Source organism: Pseudoalteromonas sp. Scap25, assembly GCF_013394125.1.
Lineage (GTDB): Bacteria > Pseudomonadota > Gammaproteobacteria > Enterobacterales > Alteromonadaceae > Pseudoalteromonas.
In genome coordinates, this window is sequence record NZ_CP041327.1 from 1,398,371 (window position 1) to 1,425,180 (window position 26,810).

At 39.9% G+C, this 26,810-nt stretch carries 20 protein-coding genes and 2 tRNA genes; 15 read left to right on the forward strand and 7 right to left on the reverse strand.

Annotated features, from left to right (window positions below; genetic code table 11):
- Nucleotides 1-204: 204 nt before the first annotated feature.
- From FLM54_RS06425 to FLM54_RS06460, 8 genes are all read left to right on the forward strand, one after another.
- A complete protein-coding gene (locus tag FLM54_RS06425) occupies nucleotides 205-2,403 on the forward strand; it encodes a choice-of-anchor A family protein (RefSeq protein WP_178955794.1) in 2,199 nt (732 codons plus the stop codon).
- A 110-nt stretch (nucleotides 2,404-2,513) separates the two neighbouring features.
- On the forward strand, nucleotides 2,514-2,912 hold the full coding sequence (locus tag FLM54_RS06430) for a 3-phosphoshikimate 1-carboxyvinyltransferase (RefSeq protein ID WP_178955796.1): 399 nt from the start codon (nucleotides 2,514-2,516) through the stop codon (nucleotides 2,910-2,912).
- Between the two features lie 191 nt (nucleotides 2,913-3,103).
- Nucleotides 3,104-4,507: an undecaprenyl-phosphate glucose phosphotransferase gene (locus FLM54_RS06435; RefSeq protein ID WP_178955801.1), complete on the forward strand. Its 1,404-nt coding sequence runs from the start codon at nucleotides 3,104-3,106 to the stop codon at nucleotides 4,505-4,507.
- The gene (locus FLM54_RS06440; RefSeq protein WP_178955803.1) at nucleotides 4,491-5,705 is read left to right on the forward strand and encodes an outer membrane beta-barrel protein; all 1,215 of its coding nucleotides are present in this window, start codon (nucleotides 4,491-4,493) and stop codon (nucleotides 5,703-5,705) included. The genes FLM54_RS06435 and FLM54_RS06440 overlap by 17 nt, the downstream gene beginning before the upstream one ends.
- A complete protein-coding gene (locus FLM54_RS06445) occupies nucleotides 5,702-6,223 on the forward strand; it encodes a polysaccharide biosynthesis/export family protein (protein ID WP_178955805.1) in 522 nt (173 codons plus the stop codon). The genes FLM54_RS06440 and FLM54_RS06445 overlap by 4 nt, the downstream gene beginning before the upstream one ends.
- A gap of 24 nt (nucleotides 6,224-6,247) precedes the next feature.
- Complete coding sequence (locus tag FLM54_RS06450) at nucleotides 6,248-8,455, forward strand: polysaccharide biosynthesis tyrosine autokinase (protein WP_178955806.1); 2,208 nt, start codon at nucleotides 6,248-6,250, stop codon at nucleotides 8,453-8,455.
- Nucleotides 8,456-8,467: 12 nt separating this feature from the next.
- Nucleotides 8,468-9,196, forward strand: a complete 729-nt coding sequence (locus FLM54_RS06455; RefSeq protein ID WP_178955807.1) for a tyrosine-protein phosphatase — start codon at nucleotides 8,468-8,470, stop codon at nucleotides 9,194-9,196.
- Nucleotides 9,189-9,902 carry a VpsP family polysaccharide biosynthesis protein gene (locus FLM54_RS06460; protein ID WP_178955809.1) on the forward strand — a complete coding sequence of 238 codons (714 nt, stop codon included), beginning with the start codon at nucleotides 9,189-9,191 and terminating at the stop codon, nucleotides 9,900-9,902. Before FLM54_RS06455 ends, FLM54_RS06460 begins: the two co-directional genes overlap by 8 nt.
- A gap of 875 nt (nucleotides 9,903-10,777) precedes the next feature.
- Here FLM54_RS06460 and rsmF read toward each other — a convergent pair.
- Nucleotides 10,778-12,217, reverse strand: coding sequence for a 16S rRNA (cytosine(1407)-C(5))-methyltransferase RsmF (gene rsmF, locus FLM54_RS06465; RefSeq protein ID WP_178956848.1), 1,440 nt, complete (start codon nucleotides 12,215-12,217; stop codon nucleotides 10,778-10,780).
- Nucleotides 12,218-12,482: 265 nt separating this feature from the next.
- Here rsmF and FLM54_RS06470 point away from each other — a divergent pair, with 265 nt between their 5' ends.
- The 5 genes from FLM54_RS06470 to prpF all read left to right on the forward strand — a co-directional run bounded on the left by FLM54_RS06470 (nucleotide 12,483) and on the right by prpF (nucleotide 19,266).
- Nucleotides 12,483-13,196 carry a GntR family transcriptional regulator gene (locus tag FLM54_RS06470; RefSeq protein ID WP_178955811.1) on the forward strand — a complete coding sequence of 238 codons (714 nt, stop codon included), beginning with the start codon at nucleotides 12,483-12,485 and terminating at the stop codon, nucleotides 13,194-13,196.
- A gap of 119 nt (nucleotides 13,197-13,315) precedes the next feature.
- Nucleotides 13,316-14,194, forward strand: coding sequence for a methylisocitrate lyase (gene prpB, locus FLM54_RS06475; RefSeq protein ID WP_178955812.1), 879 nt, complete (start codon nucleotides 13,316-13,318; stop codon nucleotides 14,192-14,194).
- Between the two features lie 24 nt (nucleotides 14,195-14,218).
- Nucleotides 14,219-15,343 (forward strand): 2-methylcitrate synthase, encoded by a 1,125-nt coding sequence (gene prpC / locus FLM54_RS06480; protein ID WP_138609386.1) that lies wholly within the window; start codon nucleotides 14,219-14,221, stop codon nucleotides 15,341-15,343.
- Nucleotides 15,344-15,471: 128 nt separating this feature from the next.
- On the forward strand, nucleotides 15,472-18,081 hold the full coding sequence (acnD, locus tag FLM54_RS06485) for a Fe/S-dependent 2-methylisocitrate dehydratase AcnD (protein ID WP_178955813.1): 2,610 nt from the start codon (nucleotides 15,472-15,474) through the stop codon (nucleotides 18,079-18,081).
- A gap of 12 nt (nucleotides 18,082-18,093) precedes the next feature.
- A complete protein-coding gene (gene prpF, locus FLM54_RS06490) occupies nucleotides 18,094-19,266 on the forward strand; it encodes a 2-methylaconitate cis-trans isomerase PrpF (RefSeq protein WP_178955814.1) in 1,173 nt (390 codons plus the stop codon).
- A gap of 73 nt (nucleotides 19,267-19,339) precedes the next feature.
- Here prpF and FLM54_RS06495 read toward each other — a convergent pair whose 3' ends face one another.
- The gene (locus FLM54_RS06495) at nucleotides 19,340-20,239 is read right to left on the reverse strand and encodes an ABC transporter substrate-binding protein (protein WP_178955815.1); all 900 of its coding nucleotides are present in this window, start codon (nucleotides 20,237-20,239) and stop codon (nucleotides 19,340-19,342) included.
- A gap of 345 nt (nucleotides 20,240-20,584) precedes the next feature.
- Here FLM54_RS06495 and FLM54_RS06500 point away from each other — a divergent pair, with 345 nt between their 5' ends.
- On the forward strand, nucleotides 20,585-21,508 hold the full coding sequence (locus tag FLM54_RS06500) for a hypothetical protein (protein WP_178955816.1): 924 nt from the start codon (nucleotides 20,585-20,587) through the stop codon (nucleotides 21,506-21,508).
- Here FLM54_RS06500 and FLM54_RS06505 read toward each other — a convergent pair.
- On the reverse strand, nucleotides 21,505-22,320 hold the full coding sequence (locus tag FLM54_RS06505; protein WP_178955818.1) for an amino acid ABC transporter substrate-binding protein: 816 nt from the start codon (nucleotides 22,318-22,320) through the stop codon (nucleotides 21,505-21,507). The genes FLM54_RS06500 and FLM54_RS06505 overlap by 4 nt on opposite strands.
- Nucleotides 22,321-22,631: 311 nt before the next feature.
- On the opposite strand from FLM54_RS06505, the gene FLM54_RS06510 reads away from it, so the two are divergent.
- On the forward strand, nucleotides 22,632-23,129 hold the full coding sequence (locus tag FLM54_RS06510) for an REP-associated tyrosine transposase (protein WP_178955820.1): 498 nt from the start codon (nucleotides 22,632-22,634) through the stop codon (nucleotides 23,127-23,129).
- A 417-nt stretch (nucleotides 23,130-23,546) separates the two neighbouring features.
- On the opposite strand, the gene FLM54_RS06515 is transcribed toward FLM54_RS06510, so the two are convergent.
- The 4 genes from FLM54_RS06515 to FLM54_RS06530 form a co-directional block, all read right to left on the reverse strand.
- Nucleotides 23,547-23,623 (reverse strand) — tRNA-Val (locus FLM54_RS06515).
- A gap of 359 nt (nucleotides 23,624-23,982) precedes the next feature.
- A tRNA-Val gene (locus tag FLM54_RS06520) sits at nucleotides 23,983-24,059 on the reverse strand.
- Nucleotides 24,060-24,295: 236 nt separating this feature from the next.
- On the reverse strand, nucleotides 24,296-25,345 hold the full coding sequence (locus FLM54_RS06525) for a DUF3080 family protein (RefSeq protein ID WP_178955822.1): 1,050 nt from the start codon (nucleotides 25,343-25,345) through the stop codon (nucleotides 24,296-24,298).
- Complete coding sequence (locus tag FLM54_RS06530; protein ID WP_178955824.1) at nucleotides 25,323-26,678, reverse strand: MATE family efflux transporter; 1,356 nt, start codon at nucleotides 26,676-26,678, stop codon at nucleotides 25,323-25,325. The genes FLM54_RS06525 and FLM54_RS06530 overlap by 23 nt, the downstream gene beginning before the upstream one ends.
- Between the last annotated feature and the right edge of the window lie 132 nt (nucleotides 26,679-26,810).

A 26,810-nucleotide genomic window follows, 5' to 3' on the forward strand; every position in this document is an offset into this window, starting at 1 on the left:
TTAAATTTTAATTTCTGTAAGTTATTGATTTTAACTTTTGTTCTTTCTTTGGAGTTACATAATTAGTACTTTTGTAGTGTTTTTTATTCCTTTTGATTTTGTTTGTGTATATAATGCTCACCAAGAGCTTGATGAATTAAATTTCGTTAAACAAATGACTTAAATTTGGTGCCTTTAATGCACTTTTTCATTTTGAGGGAAAAAATGACTAACTCACTACTAAAAACTAAAAAATTAAGTGCAGTGATCGCACTTGCTTTAGCCAGCTCTTCAACACTGGCTGCAGACTTAGGCGTAGCTAATAACTTTTCAGCATTTGTTTTTGACGATTTTAAATCGAACGTTGGCCGCGCTGACGGCGCTATAGCAGCTGGTAAAATCGATATAAAAGCATATAGCGTAGGCTTTTTACGCCCGTCTAATCCAAATGAATACTACTTAATCAGTGAATCAAGTATCGATTATAAAATAGGGCGCCAATTTGTTGGTAGCATGGTAGCCGGTGGTGGAACTGATGTTAGTTGGAGTGTTCAATGGGGCATGGAGCGAAACTCTAAAATAATGTCTAATCAAAACGAATCGGCCATGCCGTTCGACTTTGATGAACAAGAGCAATATTACAAAGATTTAAGCGCTGAGTTAGGTAAGCTTGATACTACTGGAACAGTACAAAGTAAATGGGGTGGCCTTTACTTAGAAGGCGACGGTCGCTCAGACACGCAAGTATTTAATTTAGATGCGCGCCAATTTGCTAAAGCTCACACTTTTAAAGTGTGGGGCATTCCTGCTGATGCAACTGTAATTTTTAATATTACAGGCGACGACAATATTAATGTTAAAGGCAAAAGTTTTTGGCGTTTGCGCAATCATGCAACTAAAACAGTATTTAACTTTACTAATGCAGAAAAACTCAATATTAAAGGTAATCGCTGGCAAGGAGTTGTATTAGCTCCTTACGCTGACATTAGAGGTGTTTATGGTACAGCCAAAATGCCTGTTATTGGCCAAAGCTTTTATGGTTCAATGGCGTTACTAGCCGGCGAGTTTAACGGTAATTTACCTGATTTAGCCGAGATTGCTACTCCATTTGAGATGGCGGAGAAATGGCACTGGAATTCTAGTGACTTTATGCCTGAATATAATCAAGTAATTTCCACGCCAGCAGTTGCTCAATTGAATGACGATAATGGCGATCGTGTCATTGATAGCAACGATATTGCTGATGTTATAGTGGTGGCATTTAAGAGAAGCGTAAATGCTCCAGGTTTAGTGCGTGCATTAAGTGGTGTCGATGGTTCAGAGTTATGGTCCTACGAGAATGGAGGAGTCTTCAGTGACTCGCGTAATTCAATTGCAGCGGCTGATTTAGATGGTGATGGTGTTGTTGAAATTGTTTTAAATGATTTCTCATCAGAGGTTGTCCAGGTTGTTAATAATTTAGGTTTTGTTAAGAAGGAGCTGACCAAGTCAGGTAAGCCTCTAGGTGCAGTTACTTTAAGTGATATTAATAACGATGGAGTAGTTGAAATTGTAACAGGTAATAATGTATTAAGTTACGAAACCGGTTTGCTCTACACAACTAATTGGTCGGCTGCTTCAATAACTTTTGACGCTGATAATAATAGCAGTCAAGAAGTTTTTGCTGGTGGTGGCTTGTATGATTCTTATGGTGCTCAATTATGGCAATATGGAGAGCCAGGAGCTGTATGGTTTAATTCAGTTGCCAATTTAGATGATGATTTAGATCCTGAAATAGTAACTAGTAACCCAAGCACTAACCTTGAAACCAGTGTTTTAGCTGTATTAGAGCATAATGGTAATGTTAAGTGGCAAATAACTAACCCTAATAACTTTGGCGGTGGGGTACAAGCTGTATCAACATTCCTCGGTGCCGACTCATTAGGAATTGTTTACGCAGGTTACACAGCAGTTGATATGTATAACACAAATGGTGATTTAGTTTGGACTGTTGCTAATGATGATGAATGGAGCGGTAAATTAGGTGTGAGTGCCTATGACTTTAATGGTGATGGTATCGATGAAGTTATTATACAAGACCACTATAAAGTAAGAGTGCTAAATGGCCTTAATGGCGAGGTGTTATCAACTGTCGCAAACTCTACAGCGTCACTTTGGGAATACCCAATTGTGGTTGATCTAGAGGGCGATGATAATGCAGAGCTGGTAGTTGTATCAAATAACACGGATGAAAGGTATAACATTAACAATGGTGTAACTGTGTATGGTGCTGCTGATAGTAGCAAGCCTTGGAAAAATGCAACACGTATCTGGAACCAACATTCTTATCACCAAACTAATATTAACCAAAATGGAACTGTACCAACGGTTGAATTGCCAAGCTGGTTAAACAACAATAGCTATCGCTCTAGTACGCTTAAATAAAAAGTATTTTGGGCAAATAAAAAGCCAATTATTTATAATTGGCTTTTTATTATAGGGTAGTTGTTTAAAATAACTGAAAATGTATTATTCACGCTTTATTTGAGGCTTTTTTGTCAAACCTACAGAATGATCCTGCTATTAGAAGCTTGCTAGAGCGAATGCCTAAAAGCATTCAAACGACCTTTACCGATGAACAATTAGCCCATTTAAAGATAGCCATTGGCGCTAGGCAGTGGGGTAACCACGCTGTTGACTGCAGAGGTGTAGTTAAACTTTTTAAATACCGATATTACTATGTTTTTTTGGCGGGTCGAAATAGGCGTGAACTAAGTGTAAAAGAGCAAAAAATAGCGAGGTTTACTCAAGCTATTATCTTAAGTTTGGCAGTTACGTTTACTATTTTACTTACATTGCTGGTTTTATATTTGATTAAATCGGCATTGGGTATTGATATTTTTGAAGGATACTCGTTTGGAGTTTGGAGTTGGTTTAAGGGCTTATTTAATTAAGCCTAAGTAAAGTGTGTGTATTCTCTTTAATACATATATTGGCAAAGCAATAGTTAGCTAAAAGACATAAACATGAATTTTAGTACTTTTGTCGTAATCAGCAATTGAACAAAATTAGCTAATACTATATCATCCCCGTGGATTTTGTGAGGTGCTACTCACACTGAATTAGCTATAAGGAATTAAGCGAAATGACATCTCCAAGGACTTTTAAACCTTCAGGTTCCTCTGATGCCAATTTTTACCGATTATTTGATATATTTGCATTGTTTTTAGCGTTTCAGTGCGCAGCCCTACTTTACAATTTTAAGCTCACTCCTATTTATGCCGCTTCTGCGCTTACGGTTGCGCTCAGCTATTTATATAGTGCTGAGCTCTTTTCTACCTATCGCTCTTGGCGCGCTGGCAAATTTAAACATATGGTGTTGTGTGCATGGGGCAGTGTGCTTATTGCATTCGCATTTTTACTGGTTGTTTCCTTTTTATTTAAGTTTAGCGAGTCGCTCTCTCGAGTGGGAATAGCTATTTGGTTTACGCTAAGTGTTACGTATTTATATATTTGGCGCTTGGGAGTGTACTTATATAAACGTAGTCGCCGTAAATTAGGCTTATCTCAACGTAATGTTGCCATTATTGGCGCAACCGAATCGGCCGCTTATTTGCATGCTGAGATTGTTAAACACGATGAGTTAGGCTTTAACTTTAAAGGTTTTTACGACGATAGAAATCCTGAACGCCTATTTGAACAACTGGAACATCAAGGTGTTGAAGGAACAATACAAAGCGCTGTTGATGCTGCTCGCAATGGTGAAATAGATATACTTTATATTGCACTGCCTATGAAAGCGCAAAAACGCATAGCTGATATTTTATTGCAGCTAGGTAATACCACGGTAGATGTGCACGTAGTGCCCGATTTTTTACTCTCAAACTTAATACACGCCCGTATTGAACATGTGGGTGATGTAGACACACTAAGTGTGTTTGAAGCACCATGTATTGGCGCCCATGAGTTTATAAAACGCACAGAAGATATAGTGGTTTCAGCTATTATTGTTACCTTAATTACCCCGGTTTTATTAGCGATTGCAGCCGCCATCAAGCTGACATCTAAGGGGCCTATTATTTTTAAGCAAGACCGCTACGGTTTAGATGGGCAAAAAATAAAAGTGTGGAAGTTTCGCTCTATGACAGTGACCGAAAACAGCGATGTGGTCACTCAGGCAACAAAAAACGATGCTCGCATAACACCGTTAGGTGGCTTTTTACGCCGTACTAGCCTTGATGAACTACCACAGTTTATAAATGTTTTAAAAGGCGACATGTCTATTGTTGGCCCTCGGCCTCATGCGGTGGCGCACAATGAAGAGTACCGCCAAAAAGTAGAATTTTATATGTTTAGGCATAAAACTAAACCGGGTATTACCGGTTGGGCACAAATTAATGGTTGGCGCGGCGAAACCGATACTTTGGATAAAATGGCCAAGCGAGTTGAATACGACTTACATTACATTAAACATTGGTCTTTATGGTTTGATGTGAAAATAATTTTTATGACAATTTTTAAGGGATTTAAAAGTGAAAATGCGTACTAATACAATTACCGCTTTACTTGTTGCGTTAGGGGTTTCTGCACCCTTATCGGCAGTAGAACTACAGCCTGGCAGTGTAATGACTAAAGATGGCGCAGAAATTACGCCAATGCTGCAGCTTGGTGTAAGTAGTAACGACAACTTTTTTATGACGCCGTCGGCCACACAAACACGTTTAATATGGAATATAGCGCCCAGTTTAAACGCATTAATTGAAAATGGCCCGGATAGTTATAAATTTGATATAGCATCAAGCACGTCGTTTCATAATAAAGACACTACAGATAATTTTACTCAAGTTAATCTAGGTGCTGGTGTGCATAAAGAGTTTACTAGCCAACACCGATTAGATATAACTGGTGACGCCGATTGGTTATATGAGCCTCGTGGTGGCGGATTAACTGAAGGGCAGGGCAGTGCGTTAGATGAGCTTGTAAATTATCAACAACAAAACCTAACGGCTCGCTATGAGTATGGCGCACAAAGCTCTAAAGCAATGCTTGCTATAACCGCAGGTTATTATAATAAAAATTACCAAAACTTTACGGCCATATCCCAATTTCGTGATTACGACAAACCAATGCTCTCAGTTACTGGTTACTATAATACCCAAGCTGGTACCCGTGCCTTTTTAGAGGTTAAGCAAGAAAACTACCAGTACGATGTAATTGATTCAAACGGTATTTCCCGTGATTCAAATGACGTTAAAGTATTATTAGGTATGGAGTGGGAAGCAACAGCGGTTACTACTGGTTCGTTTAAAGTGGGTTACCAAAATAAAGACTTTGAGTCGAACTTGCGTGATAACTTTAGTGGCTTAAGTTGGGAAGCGGCTGCAGTTTGGAAGCCATTGACTTATTCAACCTTGCAACTAGTTACTAGCCGCGCGGCTAAAGATCCACTACTTTCAGGCGATTACATTCGCGAAAGTGTTTACGGTGCAACCTGGCAACATGACTGGAGAGAATATTTAAGCTCGGTAGTAAGCGCTAATTACGTTGAACAACAGTACTCAGGTAACTTTAACCGTAAAGACAAAGTTAAAAATGTTCGCTTAGGCTTAAATTATTTAGCCAATAGCTTTGGCGTGGTAACCGGGTATGTTGATTTTATTGATCGTAATTCAACTCAAGCTGATATTGAATTTGACCGTGTTATTGTTGGCCTTAACTTTACATTTGCATTAAAGGGTAATGAATGAAGGTTAAAATTTTAGTTTGCCTAATATTATTATTCAGCTTTGGTAGTTTTGCGAGTGACTCGCAAAACTACATATTAGGCGCAGGCGACAAAATAGAAATTAAAGTGTTTGGTCAGCCTGATTTAGACGTAACCTCACTGCTTGGTAATAGCGGTGAGATTAACTACCCGTTTTTAGGAAAGGTTAAGCTTGTTGGGTTAAGCGTTTCGCAAGTTGAACAAACAATAATTAGTGGTTTACAGCCTGATTATTTAGTTAACCCTAATGTGTACGCGCAAGTGGTAGAATACCGCCCTTTTTACATACATGGTGAAGTTAAAAAGCCAGGTGGTTACCCTTACCAGCCAGCTATGACGGTAAACCAAGCGATAGCTCTTGCCGGTGGATTAACCGAGCGCGCCTCAGTTGATAAAATATTTATTTTTAAAGAGCAAACCAAACAGCAGCAACAAAAAGGTAGTTTAAATAGCCAAATTGCAGCGGGTGACACCATAAAAATAGAGCAACGCTTGTTTTAAGCGGTTTAAGGCAGTAATAACAAAATGAATACACACTCTGAAAAAACTAGCAACAACGAGGAAGTTATTGATTTAGGTGCTTATCTTAATGTTATTAAGCAAAGTAAATGGAAAATTTTAGGTTTTGCTATTGTAGTTACATTACTAACTATAATGGTTGCTTTAACTTTGGTGCCTAAGTATGTAGCCACAGCTACTTTATTAATTGAGTCGGAGCAAACCAAGGCTGTAAGCTTTGATGAAATATATGGCTTAGACTCTACAAAAAAAGAATATTACTTAACCCAGTTTGAAGTAATTAAGTCAAACAGCATTGCTCGTGAGGTAATTACTAAGCTTAATTTAAAAGAACACACTGACTTTATTGCTAAACCTTCGCTTACAGGTGAGTTAAAAGGTATGGTTAAGCAGCTGTTACCTTTTTTAAATAAAAAAGAAGGCTCTGTTCTTAGCGAAGAAGAGCAAGCAGAGCGAGAAATGCTAGGTCTGCTTGCTGCATTCAAATCGCGTTTGAGTGTCTCTCCTATAATGAAAACGCAATTAGTGCGTGTAAGTTTTGAGTCGAGCGACCCTAAGTTAGCAGCTTTAGTGGCAAATACGGTCGGTGAAGTTTACATAGAAAGCCAAATGCGCGCTAAAATGGGAATAACCCAGCAGGCATCTAGCTGGTTAAACACGCGTTTATCTGAATTGCGTATACAACTAGATAGCTCTGAAGTGCGTTTACAAGCTTACCGAGAAGCGCAAAAGCTGGTTGATATAGAGGGTATTGCTGGGCTTGTTACTCAAGAGCTTGAGCAAATTTCAAAGCAGTTAGTTGATGCTCGTGCGACTAAAAATAATCTTGAAAGCATTAACCGTGTAATTAACGAATATGGCAACGATAACATAGAGCTACTTGGTAGCATGCCCGAAATTACATCACACCGTGTTGTACAAGATGTTAAACGCGAAGTTGTATTGGTTGAGCGAAAAGTAAGTGAGCTTGGTGAGATTTACGGCCCTAAACACCCAAAAATGATTTCAGCTAAATCTGAACTTGCTACAGTTAAAACTAACCTTAACAAGCAAATTAAAGGCTTAATTACCGGTATTGAAAAAGAGCTAAATAGAACAACGCGAACTGTAAATGCGCTTGAGCGCGATTTAGCTAAAATTCGTGCTGAATATCAAGATATTACCCGTAAAGAAACCCAATATAACCAACTAAAGCGTGAAGTTGAGACAAACCGTAATATTTTTAATACCTTTTTGTCACGCTCTAAAGAAACCGAAGTAACTAGTGACTTTAGCTCAGCTGCAGCTCGTTTTACAGACCGTGCTTATGCTCCAAAAGACCCAAGCAAACCTAACAAAAAGCTAATTGTTATTTTAGCCTTTGTTGCTAGTTTTGGTTTTGCAGTAGTAATGACTTTTGTTTTTGATGCCTTAAACGACACAGTTAAAAATAAAAATGATGTAGAAAATAAACTCGCTCAACGTATGTTAGGGTTATTACCGCATGTTGCGGTACCTAAAAAGAGCTATTTTCCGATCCATGCTTATTTAGAGGATACCTATCGTCGTTTTGCCGAATCGGTACGCACCTTCCGCACTAGTTTGTTGTTAACTCATCTTGACCGAGCGCATCAAGTTATTGCTGTTACCTCTACTTCACCAGGAGAGGGTAAAACGACCACCTCTGCTAATTTAGCGATGTCGTTGGCACAAATGGGTAAGGTATTATTAATTGATGCAGATTTACGTAAACCAACGTTAGCTAAACGATTTGATATACCGGTATTTCACCCAGGTTTAAGTAATTTAATGATAGGCACTGAACAATTAGCGGAGTGTGTTCATGTTGATACGCAATCGGGTGTTACAATTATGCCGAGCGGACAAATACCGTCGAATCCACTTGAGCTATTATCAAATCCACGCTTTGCTGAGTTACTGAGCGATTTAAAAGCGCAGTACGACCATATTATTGTTGATACACCGCCTACACAAGCTGTGAGCGATGCATTGGTAATTGCGCAAAGTGTAGATTCGGTAGTTTATGTTGTTAAATCTGATATTACCCGTATTAAACCAATTACAGCGGGCCTTGAACGTTTATTTGAAGTAAAAGCGCACGTTGCCGGTGTGGTACTTAATAAGGTCGATATGAGTAAATCTAAAGATGAGCATAGCCATGGCTACTATGATTATTACGATTACTCACAGCAACCTGAAAAGCCACAAGCGTAACTAAGTTAGTTTATGATTGATATTCATACGCATATTTTGCCGAGTATTGATGATGGCGCTAAAGATTTAACAGAGTCTTTAGCGCTTTTAAAATTGGCTGAAAACGATGGTATTACGCATATGGTAGCAACGCCGCATATACATGTAGGCCGCTTTAATAATTCGATTTCTGTTATTAATGATAATTTGGCAAACTTACAACAAAATGCAAAAAATGAAGGGATTAATGTAAAATTAGCTGCCGCTGCTGAAGTACGTTTAGACGTAGAACTTATGGCAATGGTGATGGCTAATAAATTGCCTTTTATTGGTGAAATAGTAGGCAAAAATGTGCTGTTATTAGAGTTACCGCATTCACATATGCCGCAAGGCTACGATAAGTTTATTCAGTGGCTCGCCAAACAAAATATACGCGTTATTATTCCGCACCCAGAGCGTAATCGCGATATTCAGTCAAACCTTTATTACATTGAACACTTAAAGCAGTTAGGCTGCGACTTTCAGTTAACGGCATCGAGTATTGAAGGTGAGTGGGGAGAAAGCGCACAAACTATAGCGTTACAAATGTTAAAAGATGGGTTAGTAAACTATGTTGCCTCTGATGCTCATTCAGTAAAACGTCGACCGCCTATTTTAAGCCAAGCTAGAAAAACAGTAGCGCAATTATTAGGTGAAGAGCAGGCCACAACGCTTTTTGTAACTAACCCGCTGCAACTAACCGAGTGTTTATTTAATGACTAAATTAAACATGTTCAAGGTAGTGCCTGCTGTTATTTTAGCCATGATAGTACTTGTTATTGCTTATACAAGTATGCAAAGTATGCGCGCAAATGCGTGGTACTTTAATGCCCTAAATATTGTGCAAGAGTCCGGTGGCGCTTTGTCTGGCTCATCGCTTCAGGCAGCAGAAAATGCGATTACCTTGGCTACTAATATGGACCCTGAGCATCCTCATTATTGGCACTTTTTAGCCCATATAAAAATGCTAGGTTTAGCCGGTATTGATACAACATCAATTGAGCAAACCGAACATACTCAGCAAACATATCAACAAGCTGAGCAAGCGTTGTTAAAGTCGGTTGAGTTAAGGCAAACTTGGGCACTAACCTGGATAAGCTTGGCGCAAGTTGTCAGCTATCAAGAGGGGCCTACCGAGCGGGTATATAATTATATTCAGCAAGCTAAAAAAGTTGGCCCATATAAGTTAGATGTTCACTTAGGTATTATTCAAATTGTGTTAATGCACTGGAATGAACTACCCCCCATCTACAAAGCCCTTTATGTGAACGAGCTTAAATTAGCCTCTAAATATGGTTATAAATTTAATAAAATTTTTAGCATGGCTAAAGAAATGAACCGTTTACCAATTGTGTGTTTATCGCTTCAATTTGGAACTCATTTTGAGGCGGTTAGAGGCAGTTGGATGTTTAATAAATACTGTGGTTAAAAAAATAAAGGGGCTAGGGATTAGGTGGTAGGTTTTAGGCTTATCCTCGAAACCCGACTACCAAAACATGAAGTTTAACTTCTGTAATCACAGCACTTCTTAGTTTTCTTTGTACATAATTTCCTGAAAATCTTATTGCACTGAGAGAAGCGAATGAGGAGTAAATGAGAAAACATTAACGATTAAGACCCTTATTAATGAAAGCTTTCTGTTTTTATCACTTCCTCTAAAGCGCAGCGTCTCTTAGCCCTCTCTGTGCATAAATTCTTTAATGATCTAATTGCACTGAGAGAAGCGAATGAGGAGTAAATGAGGAAACATTAACGATTAAGCCCCTTATTAATGAAAGCTTTCTGTTTTTATCACTTCCTCTAAAGCGCAGCGTCTCTTAGCCCTCTTTGTGTATAATTTTCTTAAAGATCTAATTGAACTGAGAGAAGGGAATGAGAAATAAATGAGAAAATAAAGCCACTAACCTAAGTGATTAATTTTTTTTCACCACTTCCCAAAGCGTAGCGTCTCATTGCTAAAACCTAAAACCTAAAACCTAAAACCTAAAACCTAAAACCTAAAACCTAAAACCTAAAACCTAAAACCTAAAACCTAAAACCTAAAACCTAAAACCTAAAACCTAAAACCTAAAACCTAAAACCTGTTTTAAAGACAAAAAAAGACCCAGAGCTATAAGGAACTCTGGGTTATAGAGGGGCTCATATGTGAGCCCTGCGCTAACTAAAGACACTTTCAGATTCTTAGGGAGAAGAAGAAAGTTATTTAAGTATAGTCAAAAGCTTCAAAAATACACATTTTTGCTCATTTTTTATACTGTAATAATTACAGTGGGTTACAATTGTTATGCACACTTAAGTTAGAGTTTACTCCCAGTTTATTAACTGCGTGTTTTGCACCAAATCTCTAGGTAGTGAGTTTTTAACCTTATTTTTTTGCCATTTTCCTAAACCAATAGGGCAACCACATAAGGTTAGGATCACTTCGCCAGTTGCCTTAACAACTTCATCCAAACGAATGTCTTTGCCATTAAAGTAATCACTGGCCTGCTGATTGTTTAGTTCCAGTACATTGCTTTTACATTGCTTACCAAATACGGTGGCAAATTCATGGGCGAGGCGCACGCCATTTTTATGAATAGCGCCTATCTGAATACCTAACCGCGCGTATTTTATTTTGTTTTGTATTGCTTCAAATTCATCTGGGAACAGCCAAAGCTCTTTGTCGCGTTGCATTAAAGTGCCTGGTAGACTCGTTAAACCAAATTGCTTTTTGAGAGAGCTCATAAACGCACTTTGCTGTTTACTATCAAAATCAGTAAAGGGGAATGCGCCTTTTTTAACTTTTAGATTTTGGTTTTCGCAGCTGCTGTGTTTTTTAAATTTAGCAATAAAAAAGCCTTCACTGTCGAAGGTTTGCGGCCAAACATGTAAGTAACCCTCGTCTGTAGTGGCTTTTTCGGCGCCAGGGAAAAGGTCATTTAAAGGCTCTGGCGCGATGTATTCGCCAAATTCTTCTAGCAATGCATCACACACTTGCTGGTTTTCGAGTGGGGTTAATGTACAGGTTGAATACACCAGCGTGCCGCCAGGTTTAAGTGCATAAAATGCACTTTTAATCAGCTCTTTTTGTACTTGGGCAATGGTAATGTTTGATTCGATAGACCAATTTTTTAGTGCATCGCTGTCTTTACGAACTGTGCCTTCACCCGAGCAGGGCGCATCAAGCAAAATACTATCAAAGCATTCAAACATATAATTACCAAATACCACGCCATCAAAATGCGATAACGCACAATTACCAACACCCATGCGCTTTAGCGTGGCACTAAGTACTTTTAAGCGCGATGACGACAGCTCATTTGCAACCAATACACCTTGATTGTTCATTAGTGCAGCTAGTTGTGATGTTTTAGAACCCGGCGCAGAGGCCATATCGAGTACTGTGCTACTAGTTTGCAGGCTGTGCTTTAGTGCCATTGGCGGCAACATTGAGCTTGCTTCTTGTACGTACATTGCGCCGCTTAAGTGTAAGTCGGTATTACCTAGCGCTAAATTTTGCTCTTCATCGTTTGGGCGCACTAGCCAAAAACCTTCATCGCACCAGGGTATGGCAGTGAGTTGCCAATTTTTTTGAGCTGCGTGGCGTTTAAATTCTTCAACACTCATTTTTAATGTATTAACGCGAACAGACTTACGTAAAGGTCGACGACAGGCATTTAAAAAATCATCTAAGGTAAGGTGCTCAGGCAGATAAGTTTTTACGTCATCAATAAATTGCTCTGGAATATAAGTGTTAGCGTCCACGATTTGGCTCATACAATAAAATTTAAAGCCGGATAATAGCATTTTTGACGATTTTTTTCAGTGTTAAAGCCGAAATAGTAGCACTTTGAAAGTGTCGACACCTTATTATGAAAAACGCATTTAATACTAAAAATTATTATACTTTTAGCTAATGCTGTCGACAATTTGATGGTTTTTTACTCATTCTTAGTGCTTTTAGGGTTGACACTGTTAGCTAATAAGCACATAGTTAACCCATAAATTGTCGACAATATAAAAATACTTTATGACACAGCACTTTTTAAACGACACTGCAGTTACAACCGCTTCCGATAAAGTGTTTGTAGATATGCGCCGCGAAATTGTAGAAGGCAGCATTGCACAAGGCAGTAAAATATCAGAGCCAGAGCTTGCAAAGCGTTATGGTGTAAGCCGTGCAACCCTCAGAGAGGCATTAAACCGTTTAGAAAGTTGTTACTTAGTCGAGCGCAAAGCCAATATAGGTTGTCGTGTTGTGGCATTAACCGCAGAGCGTTTAATTGAGGTGTATCAAGTGCGCAGTGCCCTTGAAGGACTTGCATGTAGGTTAGCTGCCGACAATATGGAACCAGATGAAGTTCAAGGTTTGAAACAATTACTGAATCAGCATTTGCATACTCAGCGTGTTAAAGAGGGTGAGTCGTACTATCAAGAAGCAGGCGACTTAGACTTTCATTATCGCATAATCAAAGGCAGTAAAAACGCTCACTTAATTCATTTGTTATGCCACGACCTATACCAGTTAATAAGAATGTACCGTGTGCAAATGGGCATGGTTGGGCCACGCGTATCGAAAGCGTTTGACGAACATTTAGCGATTATGAACGCCATAGAAAATCATGATGGGGAGCTGGCCGAAATGCTAATGAAGCGCCATATCAGTGCTTCCCAAGCAAATATACAAACAAAATTTGATGGATATCAATCAGTACAAGCTACTCAAAATGAAATGGCTAACTAGATTCTGTTGATCTTTGCGGATTAAATTTTGAAAGGTCAATAGACCCTAATACAGATGTAACATTATTAAAAAATACTAAGCTGCCAAAGAGCAGCCCCGTTCAAAGTTAGGAGAAGGTAATGTCAGCAGGATTAAAATTTAAACAGGCAATTGCAAATAACCACCCGTTACAAGTTGTGGGTACTATTAACGCGTATACCGCAATGATGGCTGAAAAAATGGGCCATCAGGCTATTTACTTATCGGGTGCAGGTGTGGCTAATGCCTCATTTGGTATGCCAGATTTAGGCATGACTAGCCTTGATAATGTGCTTGAAGATATTCGCCGTATTACCGGTGCTAGCGATTTACCATTATTAGTTGATGCCGATACAGGCTGGGGCGGAGCATTTAATATTGCCCGTACCGTTAAAGAAATGACCAAAGCGGGTGCAGCAGGCTTTCATATTGAAGACCAAGTAGCACAAAAGCGTTGTGGTCACCGTCCTAATAAAGAAATAGTTACCCAAGCTGAAATGGTTGACCGCATTAAAGCCGCAGTAGATGCCAAAACTGATAGCGATTTTTACATTATGGCGCGTACTGATGCATTTCAAAAAGAAGGCTTAAATGCAGCAATAGACCGTGCAGCTGCCTGTGTTGAGGCGGGAGCCGATGCCATTTTTGCAGAAGCCGTTCACGACCTTGCTGATTACCACGCATTTAGCAAAGCGATTAATGTGCCGATTTTAGCCAACATTACCGAGTTTGGCCAAACCCCAATTTATACCAAAGAGCAGTTGAGCGATGTGGGTGTAGAAATGGTGCTTTACCCACTAAGTGCATTTAGAGCTATGAATAAAGCGGCACTCAATGTTTACTCGGCTATTTTGAATGAAGGGTCGCAACAAAGCCAAATTGAAAACATGCAAACGCGTGCAGAGCTTTATGACTTTTTAGATTATCACTCGTACGAAAACACGCTAGATAACCTTTTTTCAGCAAAATCTGACAAATAATAAAAATCCAACAGGAGACAAATCATGGTAGATAAAGCATTAGGTGGCGCAGGCTTACGTGGCCAAGTAGCAGGACAAACAGCATTATGTACAGTAGGGCAAACAGGCTCAGGTTTAACTTACTGTGGTTACGACATTAGCGAACTGGCTGAAAAAGCGCAGTTTGAAGAAGTGTCGTTTTTACTTTCTCGCGGCGAGTTACCAACCACAACAGAGCTGGCAGAGTACAAAGCTAAACTTAAAAGCTTACGCGGTTTACCTGAAGCACTAAAAACAGTGCTTGAGAACATTCCTAAAGACGCACACCCAATGGATGTAATGCGTACCGGTTGTTCTATGCTAGGTAACCTTGAAATGGAAAATGATTTTAGCGAAGCAAACGATGCGATTGACCGCATGGTGGCAATTTTCCCAAGTATTATTTGTTACTGGTATCGTTTTACTCATGACGGTGTTCGTATTGAAACACAAACTGATGATGACTCAGTAGGCGCACACTTTTTAACGCTATTACATGATAAAGCACCAAGCGAGTTATTTGCACAAGTGATGAATGTTTCACTAATTTTGTACGCAGAGCATGAGTTTAATGCATCTACCTTTACCGGTCGTGTGTGTGCATCAACGCTTTCTGATATTCACTCATGTGTTACTGGTGCAATTGGTACCTTACGTGGCCCACTGCATGGTGGTGCAAACGAAGCCGCAATGGATATGATTGAAAGTTTTACTAGTGCTGATCAAGCTGAAGACGCGCTAATGGGCATGCTTGAGCGTAAAGATAAAATTATGGGCTTTGGTCACGCTATTTACCGTGAGTCGGATCCGCGTAATGTAATTATTAAAAAATGGTCTGAAAAATTAGCCGCAGAAGTGGGTGACGATGTGCTTTACCCAGTATCAGTTCGCTGTGAAGAAGTAATGTGGCGTGAGAAGAAGTTATTCTGTAATGCCGATTTCTTCCATGCATCGGCGTACCACTTTATGGGTATTCCTACTAAGTTGTTCACGCCTATCTTTGTAATGAGCCGAGTAACCGGTTGGACAGCACACGTAAAAGAGCAACGTGCAAATAACCGTATAATTCGCCCAAGTGCCGATTACACAGGGCCAGATGCGCGCAGCTACACGCCAATTGAATCAAGATAAACATATAGTCCATACAAAAGGTGAGTTACCAACTCACCTTTTACGGCTTTAGCAAATTATGCAAACAATATACCTTCAAATCTAAAGCCTGTCTTGATTAACCCCGTCACCAAATTAGCGAATTTATTATGACCATTATTAATAACACTCAATACCGTAAGCCATTACCAGGCTCAAATGTAGATTACTACGATACCCAGGCCGCAGTAGATGCCATTAAACCAGGTGCTTACGCCACACTGCCTTACAGTTCGCGGGTATTTGCCGAAAACTTAGTACGCCGTTGTGAACCCGATATGCTAACCGATGCGCTTAGCCAAATTATTGAGCGCAAGCAAGACCTAGATTTCCCATGGTATCCGGCACGCGTTGTATGTCACGATATTTTAGGGCAAACCGCTTTAGTTGATTTAGCGGGTCTGCGCGACGCTATTGCTGCAAAAGGCGGCGATCCTGCAAAAGTAAATCCGGTTGTGCCAACACAATTAATTGTCGATCACTCGTTAGCGGTAGAGCATGCAGGCTTTGACCCTGAAGCATTTGAGAAAAACCGCGCGATTGAAGATAGACGTAACGATGATCGTTTTCATTTTATAAACTGGACAAAAACTGCGTTTAAAAATATTGATGTGATCCCGCCGGGCAATGGCATCATGCATCAAATTAACCTTGAAAAAATGTCGCCGGTTATTCAAAATCGTGATGGTATTGCATTCCCAGACACGCTAGTAGGTACCGACAGCCATACACCGCATGTTGATGCATTAGGTGTTATTGCTGTTGGTGTGGGCGGCCTTGAAGCCGAAAGTGTAATGCTTGGGCGCGCATCGTACATTCGTTTACCCGATATTGTTGGCGTAGAGCTTACCGGTAAACGCCAACCGGGCATTACTGCAACCGATATTGTATTGGCTATTACCGAATTTTTACGCGAGCAACGTGTGGTATCGACTTACCTCGAGTTTTACGGTGAGGGTGCTGATGCACTAACCCTTGGTGATAGAGCGACTATTTCGAACATGACCCCAGAATTTGGCGCAACCGCGGCTATGTTCTACATTGACGATAAAACTATTGATTACTTACGTTTAACAGGTCGCGACGAAGAGCAAATTGCACTAGTAGAAAACTACGCTAAAACAGCAGGGCTATGGAGCGACAGCTTAAAAACAGCACATTACGACCGTGTGCTTAAATTTGATTTATCGAGCGTAGGGCGCAACATTGCAGGGCCTTCAAATCCGCACCGTCGTGTATCTACTAGCGACTTAGCTAAAGAAGGTATTTCGGGCGTTGTTGAAAACGAAGAAGGCTTAATGCCAGATGGCGCGTGTATTATTGCCGCTATTACTAGTTGTACTAATACCAGTAACCCACGTAATGTAATTGCTGCAGGTTTATTGGCGCGTAACGCCAATGCAAAAGGTTTAATGCGTAAACCTTGGGTTAAAACCTCATTGGCACCGGGTTCTAAAGCAGTGCAATCGTACCTTGAAGATGCAAACTTATTACCAGAGCTAGAGCAACTTGGTTTTGGTATTGTTGGTTTTGCCTGTACCACCTGTAACGGGATGAGTGGTGCACTAGATCCTAAAATTCAACAAGAAGTAATTGATCGCGATTTATACGCAACAGCGGTGCTTTCGGGTAATCGTAACTTTGATGGTCGTATTCATCCGTATGCTAAGCAAGCATTTTTAGCGTCTCCACCGCTTGTGGTTGCTTATGCAATTGCCGGTACCATCCGTTTTGATATAGAAAAAGATATCCTCGGTAAAGATCAGCAAGGTAACGATGTAACCTTAAAAGATTTATGGCCATCTGATGAAGAAATAGATGCAGTGATCAAGCAAAGTGTTAAGCCTGAGCAGTTTAGAAAAGTATACGAGCCAATGTTTAACTTAACCGTTGATTACGGCGAAGATAACGACCCATTATACGATTGGCGCCCTGAAAGTACGTATATTCGTCGCCCTCCTTATTGGGAAGGTGCATTAGCAGGCGAGCGCAGTATGAGTGGTATGCGTGCATTAGCGGTACTTGGCGATAACATTACCACCGATCATTTATCACCCTCTAATGCGATTATGGCAAGCAGCGCTGCAGGTGAATACTTAACTAAAATGAACGTGCCAGAAGAAGATTTTAACTCGTACGCAACGCACCGAGGCGATCACTTAACCGCACAACGAGCCACGTTTGCAAACCCTAAACTATTGAATGAAATGGTATTGGATGAAAACGGTGAAGTGAAGCAAGGATCGTACGCGCGCATAGAGCCAGAAGGTGAAAACACGCGTATGTGGGAAGCCATCGAAACCTACATGCAACGTAAGCAACCGCTTATAATTGTTGCCGGTGCTGACTATGGCCAAGGTTCGTCGCGCGATTGGGCGGCAAAAGGTGTTAGGCTTGCTGGTGTTCAGGTTATTGCAGCTGAAGGGTTTGAGCGTATTCACCGTACTAACCTTATTGGTATGGGTGTGCTACCACTGGAGTTTGCTGCAGGTACAACCCGCAAAACACTTAGCCTAGATGGTAGCGAAAGCTATGATGTTAAGGGCGAACCAGCACCAGGGGCAACTTTAGAATTAGTGATTACCCGTAAAAATGGTGAAGTAGTCACTGTGCCAATGAAATGCCGATTAGATACGCAAGAAGAGCTCTCTATATATGCTGCGGGTGGTGTGTTACAACGCTTTGCGCAAGACTTTTTAGAAGCCACGCAAGCATCATAAGGACGCATTTTTATGTTTAAACCACAAATTAAAGTGCCAGCGACTTACATGCGCGGCGGCACCAGTAAAGGCGTGTTTTTTAATTTAACTGACTTACCTGCACCTGCCCAAGTGGCAGGTGAGGCGCGCGATAGCTTATTATTGCGCGTTATTGGTAGCCCCGATCCTTATGGTAAACAAACTGATGGTATGGGTGGCGCAACCTCAAGCACCAGTAAAACCGTTATTTTAAGTAAAAGTGAGCAACCCGATCACGATGTTGATTACTTATTTGGTCAAGTCGCGATTGATAAAGCGTTTGTAGATTGGAGCGGTAACTGCGGTAATTTAACCTCTGCTGTAGGCGCGTTTGCCATCAGCAATGGTTTAGTCGATAAAGGTAGAGTGCCTGATAATGGCATTGCTATTGTGCGTGTATGGCAGGCAAACATTAAAAAAAGCATTTTAGTGCATGTACCCATGACCAATGGTGAAGTACAAGAAACCGGTGACTTTGAGTTAGATGGTGTTACCTTTCCTGCTGCTGAAGTAAAGCTGGAATTTATTGACCCTGCTGATGGTGATGGTGCGTTATTCCCGACAGGTAATGTGGTTGATGATTTAGAAGTTCCAGGCGTAGGCACGTTAAAAGCAACCATGATCAATGCTGGTATTCCGACTATTTTTATAAATGCAGCGGATATTGGTTACACCGGTACAGAGTTGCAAGGTGATATTAATAGCGATAATGCGGCGTTAACTATGTTAGAAAGCATTCGTGCCCATGGTGCAGTGAAAATGGGCTTAATTAATAATATTAATGAAGCACAAGCACGTCAACACACACCTAAAGTGGCATTTGTTGCTCCAGCAAAAGACTATACAGCCTCAAGTGGTAAGCACATAAATGCCAGCGACATAAGTATATTGGTTCGCGCGATGTCGATGGGCAAGTTACATCATGCAATGATGGGTACAGCAGCCGTTGCTATTGGCACAGCAGCCGCGATAAAAGGCACCTTAGTTAATGTAGCCGCTGGTGGTGGAGCTATTAATGAAGTTAACTTTGGACATCCTTCGGGCACATTAAAAGTGGGTGCAGAGGCGATTTTGACAGATGGCCAATGGCAGGTTAGCAAAGCAAGTATGAGCCGCAGTGCCCGTGTGTTAATGGAAGGCTGGGTAAGAGCGCCATTTGATTTTTAAACATTGTTTAATAGCTGATGGCTTTGAGAGCATCAGCTTTATAGTTACCATGTAGTTTAAAATAAATCGTTAATTACCCTAAGTTATAGCATTGTTGTTTTTTATGAGCGATAAAACGTTCAAAAGTATTGTTTTTACGCATAATGGCAATTTCATCGTTGATGTCAGCTAAAATAGATTGCCAATTAGATGTATCTTTACTTACTGAAAAATGCAGATTTTTGTACTCAATACTTGGTGATAATGCAACGAGTGCATTTAGCATCACTTTTTTATCTCTATTTGATAAAGGTGACTTGTAAACGCTGGCTTTAAGTACTTCTAAATCGGCAACAATAAGCTCGACGCGACCGTTTAAAAGCAAGTGAATGAGTTGATACTCACTGTTTGCAACAATGGTTTTTACTTTGCCTTGGCTAATCAGTTCATCGAGTTCGTCACTATTTTTATATGAGCGAACTACGCCCATAACCCGATTTTTTACAGAGTTAATACTGCCATCGTAGTCAATGGTGTGATCTTTAAGTGCAACAAACGATAAATCGCCACCTGGAATAGGTTCTGATAGCGCTAATAACTGATTGCGTGTTTTGGTTAAAATATTTTCAGATATGACGTCGTCGGCAATATAGTACTCAGGGAATAATATATCGGCTTTGCCTAGCTCTGCTTCACGAACTGCACGCGCCCAAGGGTAAAACTCAATATGAACGCCATAACCACGCTTAACCAGCATGCTAACTGTAAGCTGGTAAAGCCAGCCTTTATTGCATAGGTTATCGTCTATATAAGGAGGCCAGTTGAGTGTAACTAAACGAAGTACGGTATCAGCATTTAGATTATAGCCATAACCACTTTTATATTTTTTACCTGGAAGAGTAATATTTTTATCGTCAACATTGTAGGTTACAGGCGCAGGATCTGCGTAAGTAAAGAAGGATAAAAGTAAGGCAACGACTAAAAATATTCTCATAAGGATAATGCATTTTTATATGTGCACTTAAGTTTAGTGGGTTATCTGGAATAAACAACTTAAATGTTCTCAGTATTCAAACAATATAAGTATAGCCTTAAAAAGCGATAGCTATTAATATACAAAAATAAGTAACTTAACTTAAATATGACACAATACCGATTTTTAAAAATGATCATTCTATCGTATTAAATGGCACACTTACTGCGTAAAGTTATTTATATAGAATAACTATATGTTATAGCTTTCGTCTTGTTATTACGTTATTTTCAGGCGCCATAATAGAACACTAATTTAATGCAATTGGTATGATAATTATAGGTGTTTTTACTAGAGGGAACTTTTATGGCTAATAAGCCAATAAGTGAAGATAATCCGTTTGCTAATTTATCTGATGTGCAGTGTGAGCACATCCAAAATTGGTATCAAAAACATATTTCTTTAACTTTAACCAACTTGCTAAAAGGTAGTAAGTCTGGCCAAGTAATAGACAGTAAATTAGAGCAGGCGTTAAACGAAGCATTAATAAACAGTAAACAAACCATAACCTATACAGGTGATGATAGTTCGCCTATAAAATTACAAAATGCCAGTGTATTGGCAGAGCTCAAAGATACACGTAATTTGTTTCATGGTGCGCAAGTCAAAATAAATAAATTAGAACAAAAAATAACAACAAGTGCTGACGAAATACAATTACTAGAGGCTCAAAAAAGCGAACTTCAATTAGAAGTACGCAGTTTAAAGCAACGATTAAACCATGTTTTATCGAGATTAGAATCACAAGGCGTCTCGTTTCAAAAAAGCCATTATGTTGGTCGTATATTGGTGCATGCTTTACGAGCAAGCTTTGAAAATTGGCAACAAACGCCCTCTGGTGAGTCTTTCAAAAATCATGACTTTTACAAGCTGTTTCCTCGGGTTTTGTACTCAAGTTTACTAAAAGAGATAGAAAAACTGCTAGGTGGGCATGATTATAATGAAATAGAACGCTCGTTGAGTGATTTTGTATTTCAACAAAAGGGTTCTCCAGTTGAGAATTGGCCGGATGAAGACCCGATATACGAGACACGATTAATTAACCAAAAACAGTCAGAACTATTAATTAAGCTACAAAGCCAACATCAGCAGAGAAAGAACTTTACCGCCTATTTAGAAAAACGTCTTGCTAATACTGGGTTTACTCATAAGCACAGTGATTTACTGATGACTTTAGTTGAGTTTGCGACAAATGATGAGAATAGTAAGTTTTCTAGTTACTGCCATTAATTAGCAGTATTTGTTTGGCTAGTCTGCAGTAAAGGTGTAATTAGAGGTGAATGTTGAAGCCCAAGTTGCTTTAGCCTAGCTGCAATATTGCCTTGCGTGAGTGCTTGCTTTACCCATTTATACAAGGTGCTTATATCTAGCGTGTGGTTTGGGCGAAGTAATAACTGATGATTATAGGTTTGTGCCACTCTCTCAGACACAAGTAGCAAACGCTTGCTTTTTGGATACTTGCTAAAGTATTGATTTAGGTAAGAACGAGTAACAATAGCGCTATCGCTGCGTTTTTTTAATACTAATTCAATACTTCTTTTATGGCTGCTTAATAAAGTCATTTTATATTCGTTTTCAAGAACTGAGGGGCTACTTTCGTAATTAGCTAACGGATAATGGTAGCCTAAAATACCCACCAAGGTTTTATCTGCTAAGTTATCAAACCAGGCTTGAGACTTGGCAAATTGCTTTAAAGCAATAAATACTTCTGTATCTATGGCTACAACAGGGGAGTTACTAATTACATTGTTTCCCTGTAGCCATCCCCAATCTGGGTTCTCAAAAAAAATCGAATCGAATAGGCCATTTTGGTAATCTTTAAAGCGACGAATGGGTGTGGTTAGTACTAATTCAAAATGATAAGAAGGCTGTATTTTATTTAGCTCGCTTATTAATTCAACGGTAAGACCAGAAGCACGCCCATCAACAATTTCTATATAAGGAGGGAACTCATAGCCACCTACTTTTACCACAGTTTTTGCATGAGCTTCTTCAACTGAAAAACCAAGTAAGGCTAGTAAAATGAGCGTAACAAACTTCATAGTTAAATCCTTCCTTAGCGTGCTTTTGATATATTAATTTATAAGATAGTCTATTTGTTAACATAGTATGAATTATCAAGCAATAAATTCTAACTTTGCAGGGTGATTAAATGGATGTTACTTGATATTTATTAAGCAAGTGTAGATCGAGTGCGCTTTTTTGGAGTGTTTTTGATATTGGGGGATTACCCAATGTCGGGTGGCGTGGCTTTGCCACTTAACCGACCTACGTTCCCAACAATTAACGTAGGTTGGATAAGCCGGAGGCGTCATCCGACGATGTTTAGTCGTTTATTATAAGGAGATTTTTTGTGAGATATCGTCGAAATTATCAACCAGGAGGAACGTATTTTTTTACGGTTAATTTGCAGGATCGTAAAAAATCATTACTGGTTGAGCATATTGATTTATTGCGTGAGGCTGTGCGCTGGGTAAAAATGCATAAACCATTTTATATTGATGCGTGGGTAGTGTTGCCTGATCATATGCATGCAGTGTTAACCTTACCCAAAGGTGATAGTTATTACTCTGGACGTTGGCGCGAAATTAAAAAACGTTTTTCTAAAGGCTTGCCTAAAAACGAACATTTATCACTCGCACGCGTTAATAAAAATGAACGAGGGATTTGGCAACGCCGCTTTTGGGAGCATACTATTGTTGATGAACGTGATTATTGGCACCACGTAAATTATGTGCATTTTAACCCGCTTAAACATGGTTTGGTTGAACGGGTTATTGATTGGCCTCATTCAAGCTTTCATAAAGCGGTCGCATCAGGAATGTACAGCCGCAATTGGTGTGGGGAATAATTAATACCTTATATGTGGGTGTTTCCCATACGTCCCCAATAATTAACGTAGGTTGGATAAGCCAGAGGCGTCATCCGACAATGTTGGATAATTCGAAGGCGTCATCCGACGATGTTGGATATTAATCAATATCGGTGCAGGTTTTGCTTTATGTTGGGTGATGTTTGGGGTCGGGGGTCACCAATGTCGGGTGGCGTGGCTTCGCCACTTAACCGACCTACGTTCTTTTTTTGAATTGGTACGACTGAGTGGATTCGAACCACTGACCTCTGGACCAGGTGATCAAGAGTAGGTAGTGCTTTTTCTTTTTTGATAGTGTAGATATGGAGATTGGTACGACTGAGTGGATTCGAACCACCGACCTTGGAGCGGGTGATTAAGAGTAGGTAGTGCTTTTTCTTGAGATGTTTTTTGAATTGGTACGACTGAGTGGATTCGAACCACCGACCCCTACCATGTCAAGGTAGTGCTCTAACCAACTGAGCTACAGTCGTACAATTTTAAATTCTTAAATTAAATATACTTTTAGGGGTGAAGTATATTTGGTACGACTGAGTGGATTCGAACCACCGACCTCTGGACCAGGTGATCAAGAGTGGGTAGTGCTATTTCCTTCAACGTACTTTAAATACATTATTTACTAATTTTGGTACGACTGAGTGGATTCGAACCACCGACCTCTGGATCGGGTGATCAAGAGTAGGTAGTGCTCTTTCCTTCAACGTACTTTAAATACATTATTTACTAATTTTGGTACGACTGAGTGGATTCGAACCACCGACCTCTGGACCGGGTGATCAAGAGTAGGTAGTGCTATTTCCTTCAACGTACTTTAAATACATTTTACTAATTTTGGTACGACTGAGTGGATTCGAACCACCGACCCCTACCATGTCAAGGTAGTGCTCTAACCAACTGAGCTACAGTCGTACTATAAGTCTACATACTATTTAATTCGTCCATGAAGCTTCATCCTGTCGGCGTCCTGCCTCCACCTCGTTCGGCTGCGAAGCTTCGCTTCGGTCCAATCTCGCCCAACTGAGCTACAGTCGTATTGCATGTATTTAAGAGTTGTTAATTGCTTAACAACGGTCGCTAATATATAGCGTGATGGGGAGTGAATCAAGCATGTTTATGCTATTTGAGTTTATTTGCCGTTTTTTTATTCATATTGGACTGATTTCACACGTTTTATAAAATTTTTGCCACCATATAACATGCTCTTTTGCTGACGATTTTAGCTGAGCGAGTAAGTTTTTAGCGTTTGGGTCAAGAAGAGCATTTATCTCTTCACTGCTTACTGCTTGATTAAACCACAGCTGCACATACAGCGGCTGCAATGTTTCTAAATAACCACTAAGCTGCGCTTGATAAGGCTGAATTTGTTTTAAATAATATTTATTGAATATATTACTGACAATTTTAGCTTGCTGCTTGTTTTTACCCTTTGGGCATATATCTTCTAGCGTTAAAGTATTTACAAACTGGGTGGCCGCATGATTTAAGCTAATTTGTTCACGCGCGGCATGAATAAGTTGTTGGTTAAACTCGTATTTGTTAAGCGGCTCAAGCGCTGACAAAATATCATCACTGTTTATTGCCATACTATTTTGGTTTTCTATTAGCTGTTTTATGGTAGTTAGCTTTTTAAGCCCCTCAACTGTGTCGCTAAACCCAGCTGGTTGAGTGCTGAGCTCTTGGCCGGTTAATTGCCAACTGCTGTTGAGCTCGGGTTCACTAAATAACATATTGTTGAAAAACTGAGTGAGCTGAGCTTGTTTTTGAGTTTTTGCCGCAGCAATTTTGTTGTAAATCTTGCTTTGTTTATCCAAGCTATTTAAACAGTTTTGCGCGCTTTGAATAAAATCTATTTGGTACTTCAATTGACTAGCGGCGGTGGCCGTTTTACCTAACTGATTATTATGCTCACTTATTAAAACGTTCAGTTTACATTGGCTAATACCAGCAAGTTCAGTTATACCAATTTTAATTGCGGGCTGAAAGGTATTTTTAGGCGCGACTAACGTGAGTTGTTGCAGTGGATTTCTCTTTGGCTCGGGAACTTGAAAGGTACTACTTAAGCGAGACAAATAAGTTTTATTTGCCTCACTGGGCTGCTCTGAGCAGCCAAAAAGAAATACACAACACACTGCCAGTAACCAACTAAGTGGCAGTGTGTTATTTATAGATTGTTTAAGAGAGAATAAATGGTTCACGTTTAAATCGCCTATGCACTGTCAGCATCAGTAGTACAGCTGCAACTGATAATCCAACGATAATGCCTATCCAAAAACCATGCGGGCCCATTGCTGGCACTATTAAGTCTGTTCTTGCTAATACGTAGCCTAAACTAAAGCCGATTAACCAATAAGAGATAAAAGTAATATAAGAAATAGGCGCGGTATGCTTTAACCCTCTCAATATACCATTTGCAGCTACTTGTAATGCATCAGGAAGTTGATAAATACAGGCTAAAATCATAATTGATGAAGCAAGTGCGAGTACCGCAGGGCTATCGCTATAAAGCTGGCTAATCACATCGCGACCTATAAAAGTAATAAAAGCGATAAATAGGGCGATAATTGCCGCTAAAATATAACTTGTAGACACGGCTACTTTTAATTGGTCTAAATGATTTTGCCCAAATAAATTACCAATTCGTATGCTAATTGCAATTGAGAGGCTAAGAGGCATCATAAATAATAGTGCCGTGACACTGGCTGCAATTTGATGGCCAGACACAGCCACCGCACCTAAGTGCGCAATAAATAAAGGTATACAGGCAAACAATGTTACTTCAAAAAAAGTGGCTAGTGATATAGGAATACCGAGTTTGGTAATAATACCTATGGTTTTAAAGTTAGGTTTTTCAAAGCCCGCTAATAAGCCTTTGGCGTCTACTTTTTTGCTGAGCTGGCAATAAGTCACCTGCGCAATGGCCATAACAGTAAATACGAGTGCGGTAGCGATACCACAACCGGCTCCGCCAAAAGCTGGTAGGCCAAATAAGCCATTGATAAAAATATAATTGAGTGGAATGTTTACCGCAAGCCCTAGTAGGCTAATATAAAATGCAGGCTTGGTCATCCCCATGCCTTCGGTCATATTTCTATAAACGGTAAAAATTAAAAAGCCAAACACACCCCACTTAACAAAATGAATGTAGTCAAAGGCAAGTCCAGCAATTGCTGGGGTGGTGTTTAGCTGTAAAATAACAGTATTGGCAAGCTGCGCCGCACTAAAACCAGCAATACTTAAAAGGAGTGTTAAATAAAGGGCTTGCTGAAAATAATGGCTGATGCCGTTACGATCTTTAGCACCAGCGAATTGGGCAATAACGCCCGTTAATGCTAATAAAACCCCTTGTATTGCTAATAAAATTGGGTTCCATATCCCCGTTGCAATTGATAGTGCAGCTAAATCGGTAGGGCTCACTTGTCCGGCCATAATGGTGTCAACCACAGACATTAGTACTAAAGTTACTTGTGCTAAAAAAACGGGAACGGCAAGAGAAAGTAAACGTTTGGCTTCCCAACTACAAAAAGTCATAAAAAACAGCTATTCAGAAAAACATAGTCGCATTGTAATCTATTGTGATCAGCCAAGCTATGCTGGTGGTCGGTGTTTGTATTTAATTCATCTTGGTGGTGAAAATAACCATGAATAAGTGCTATTAAGTGA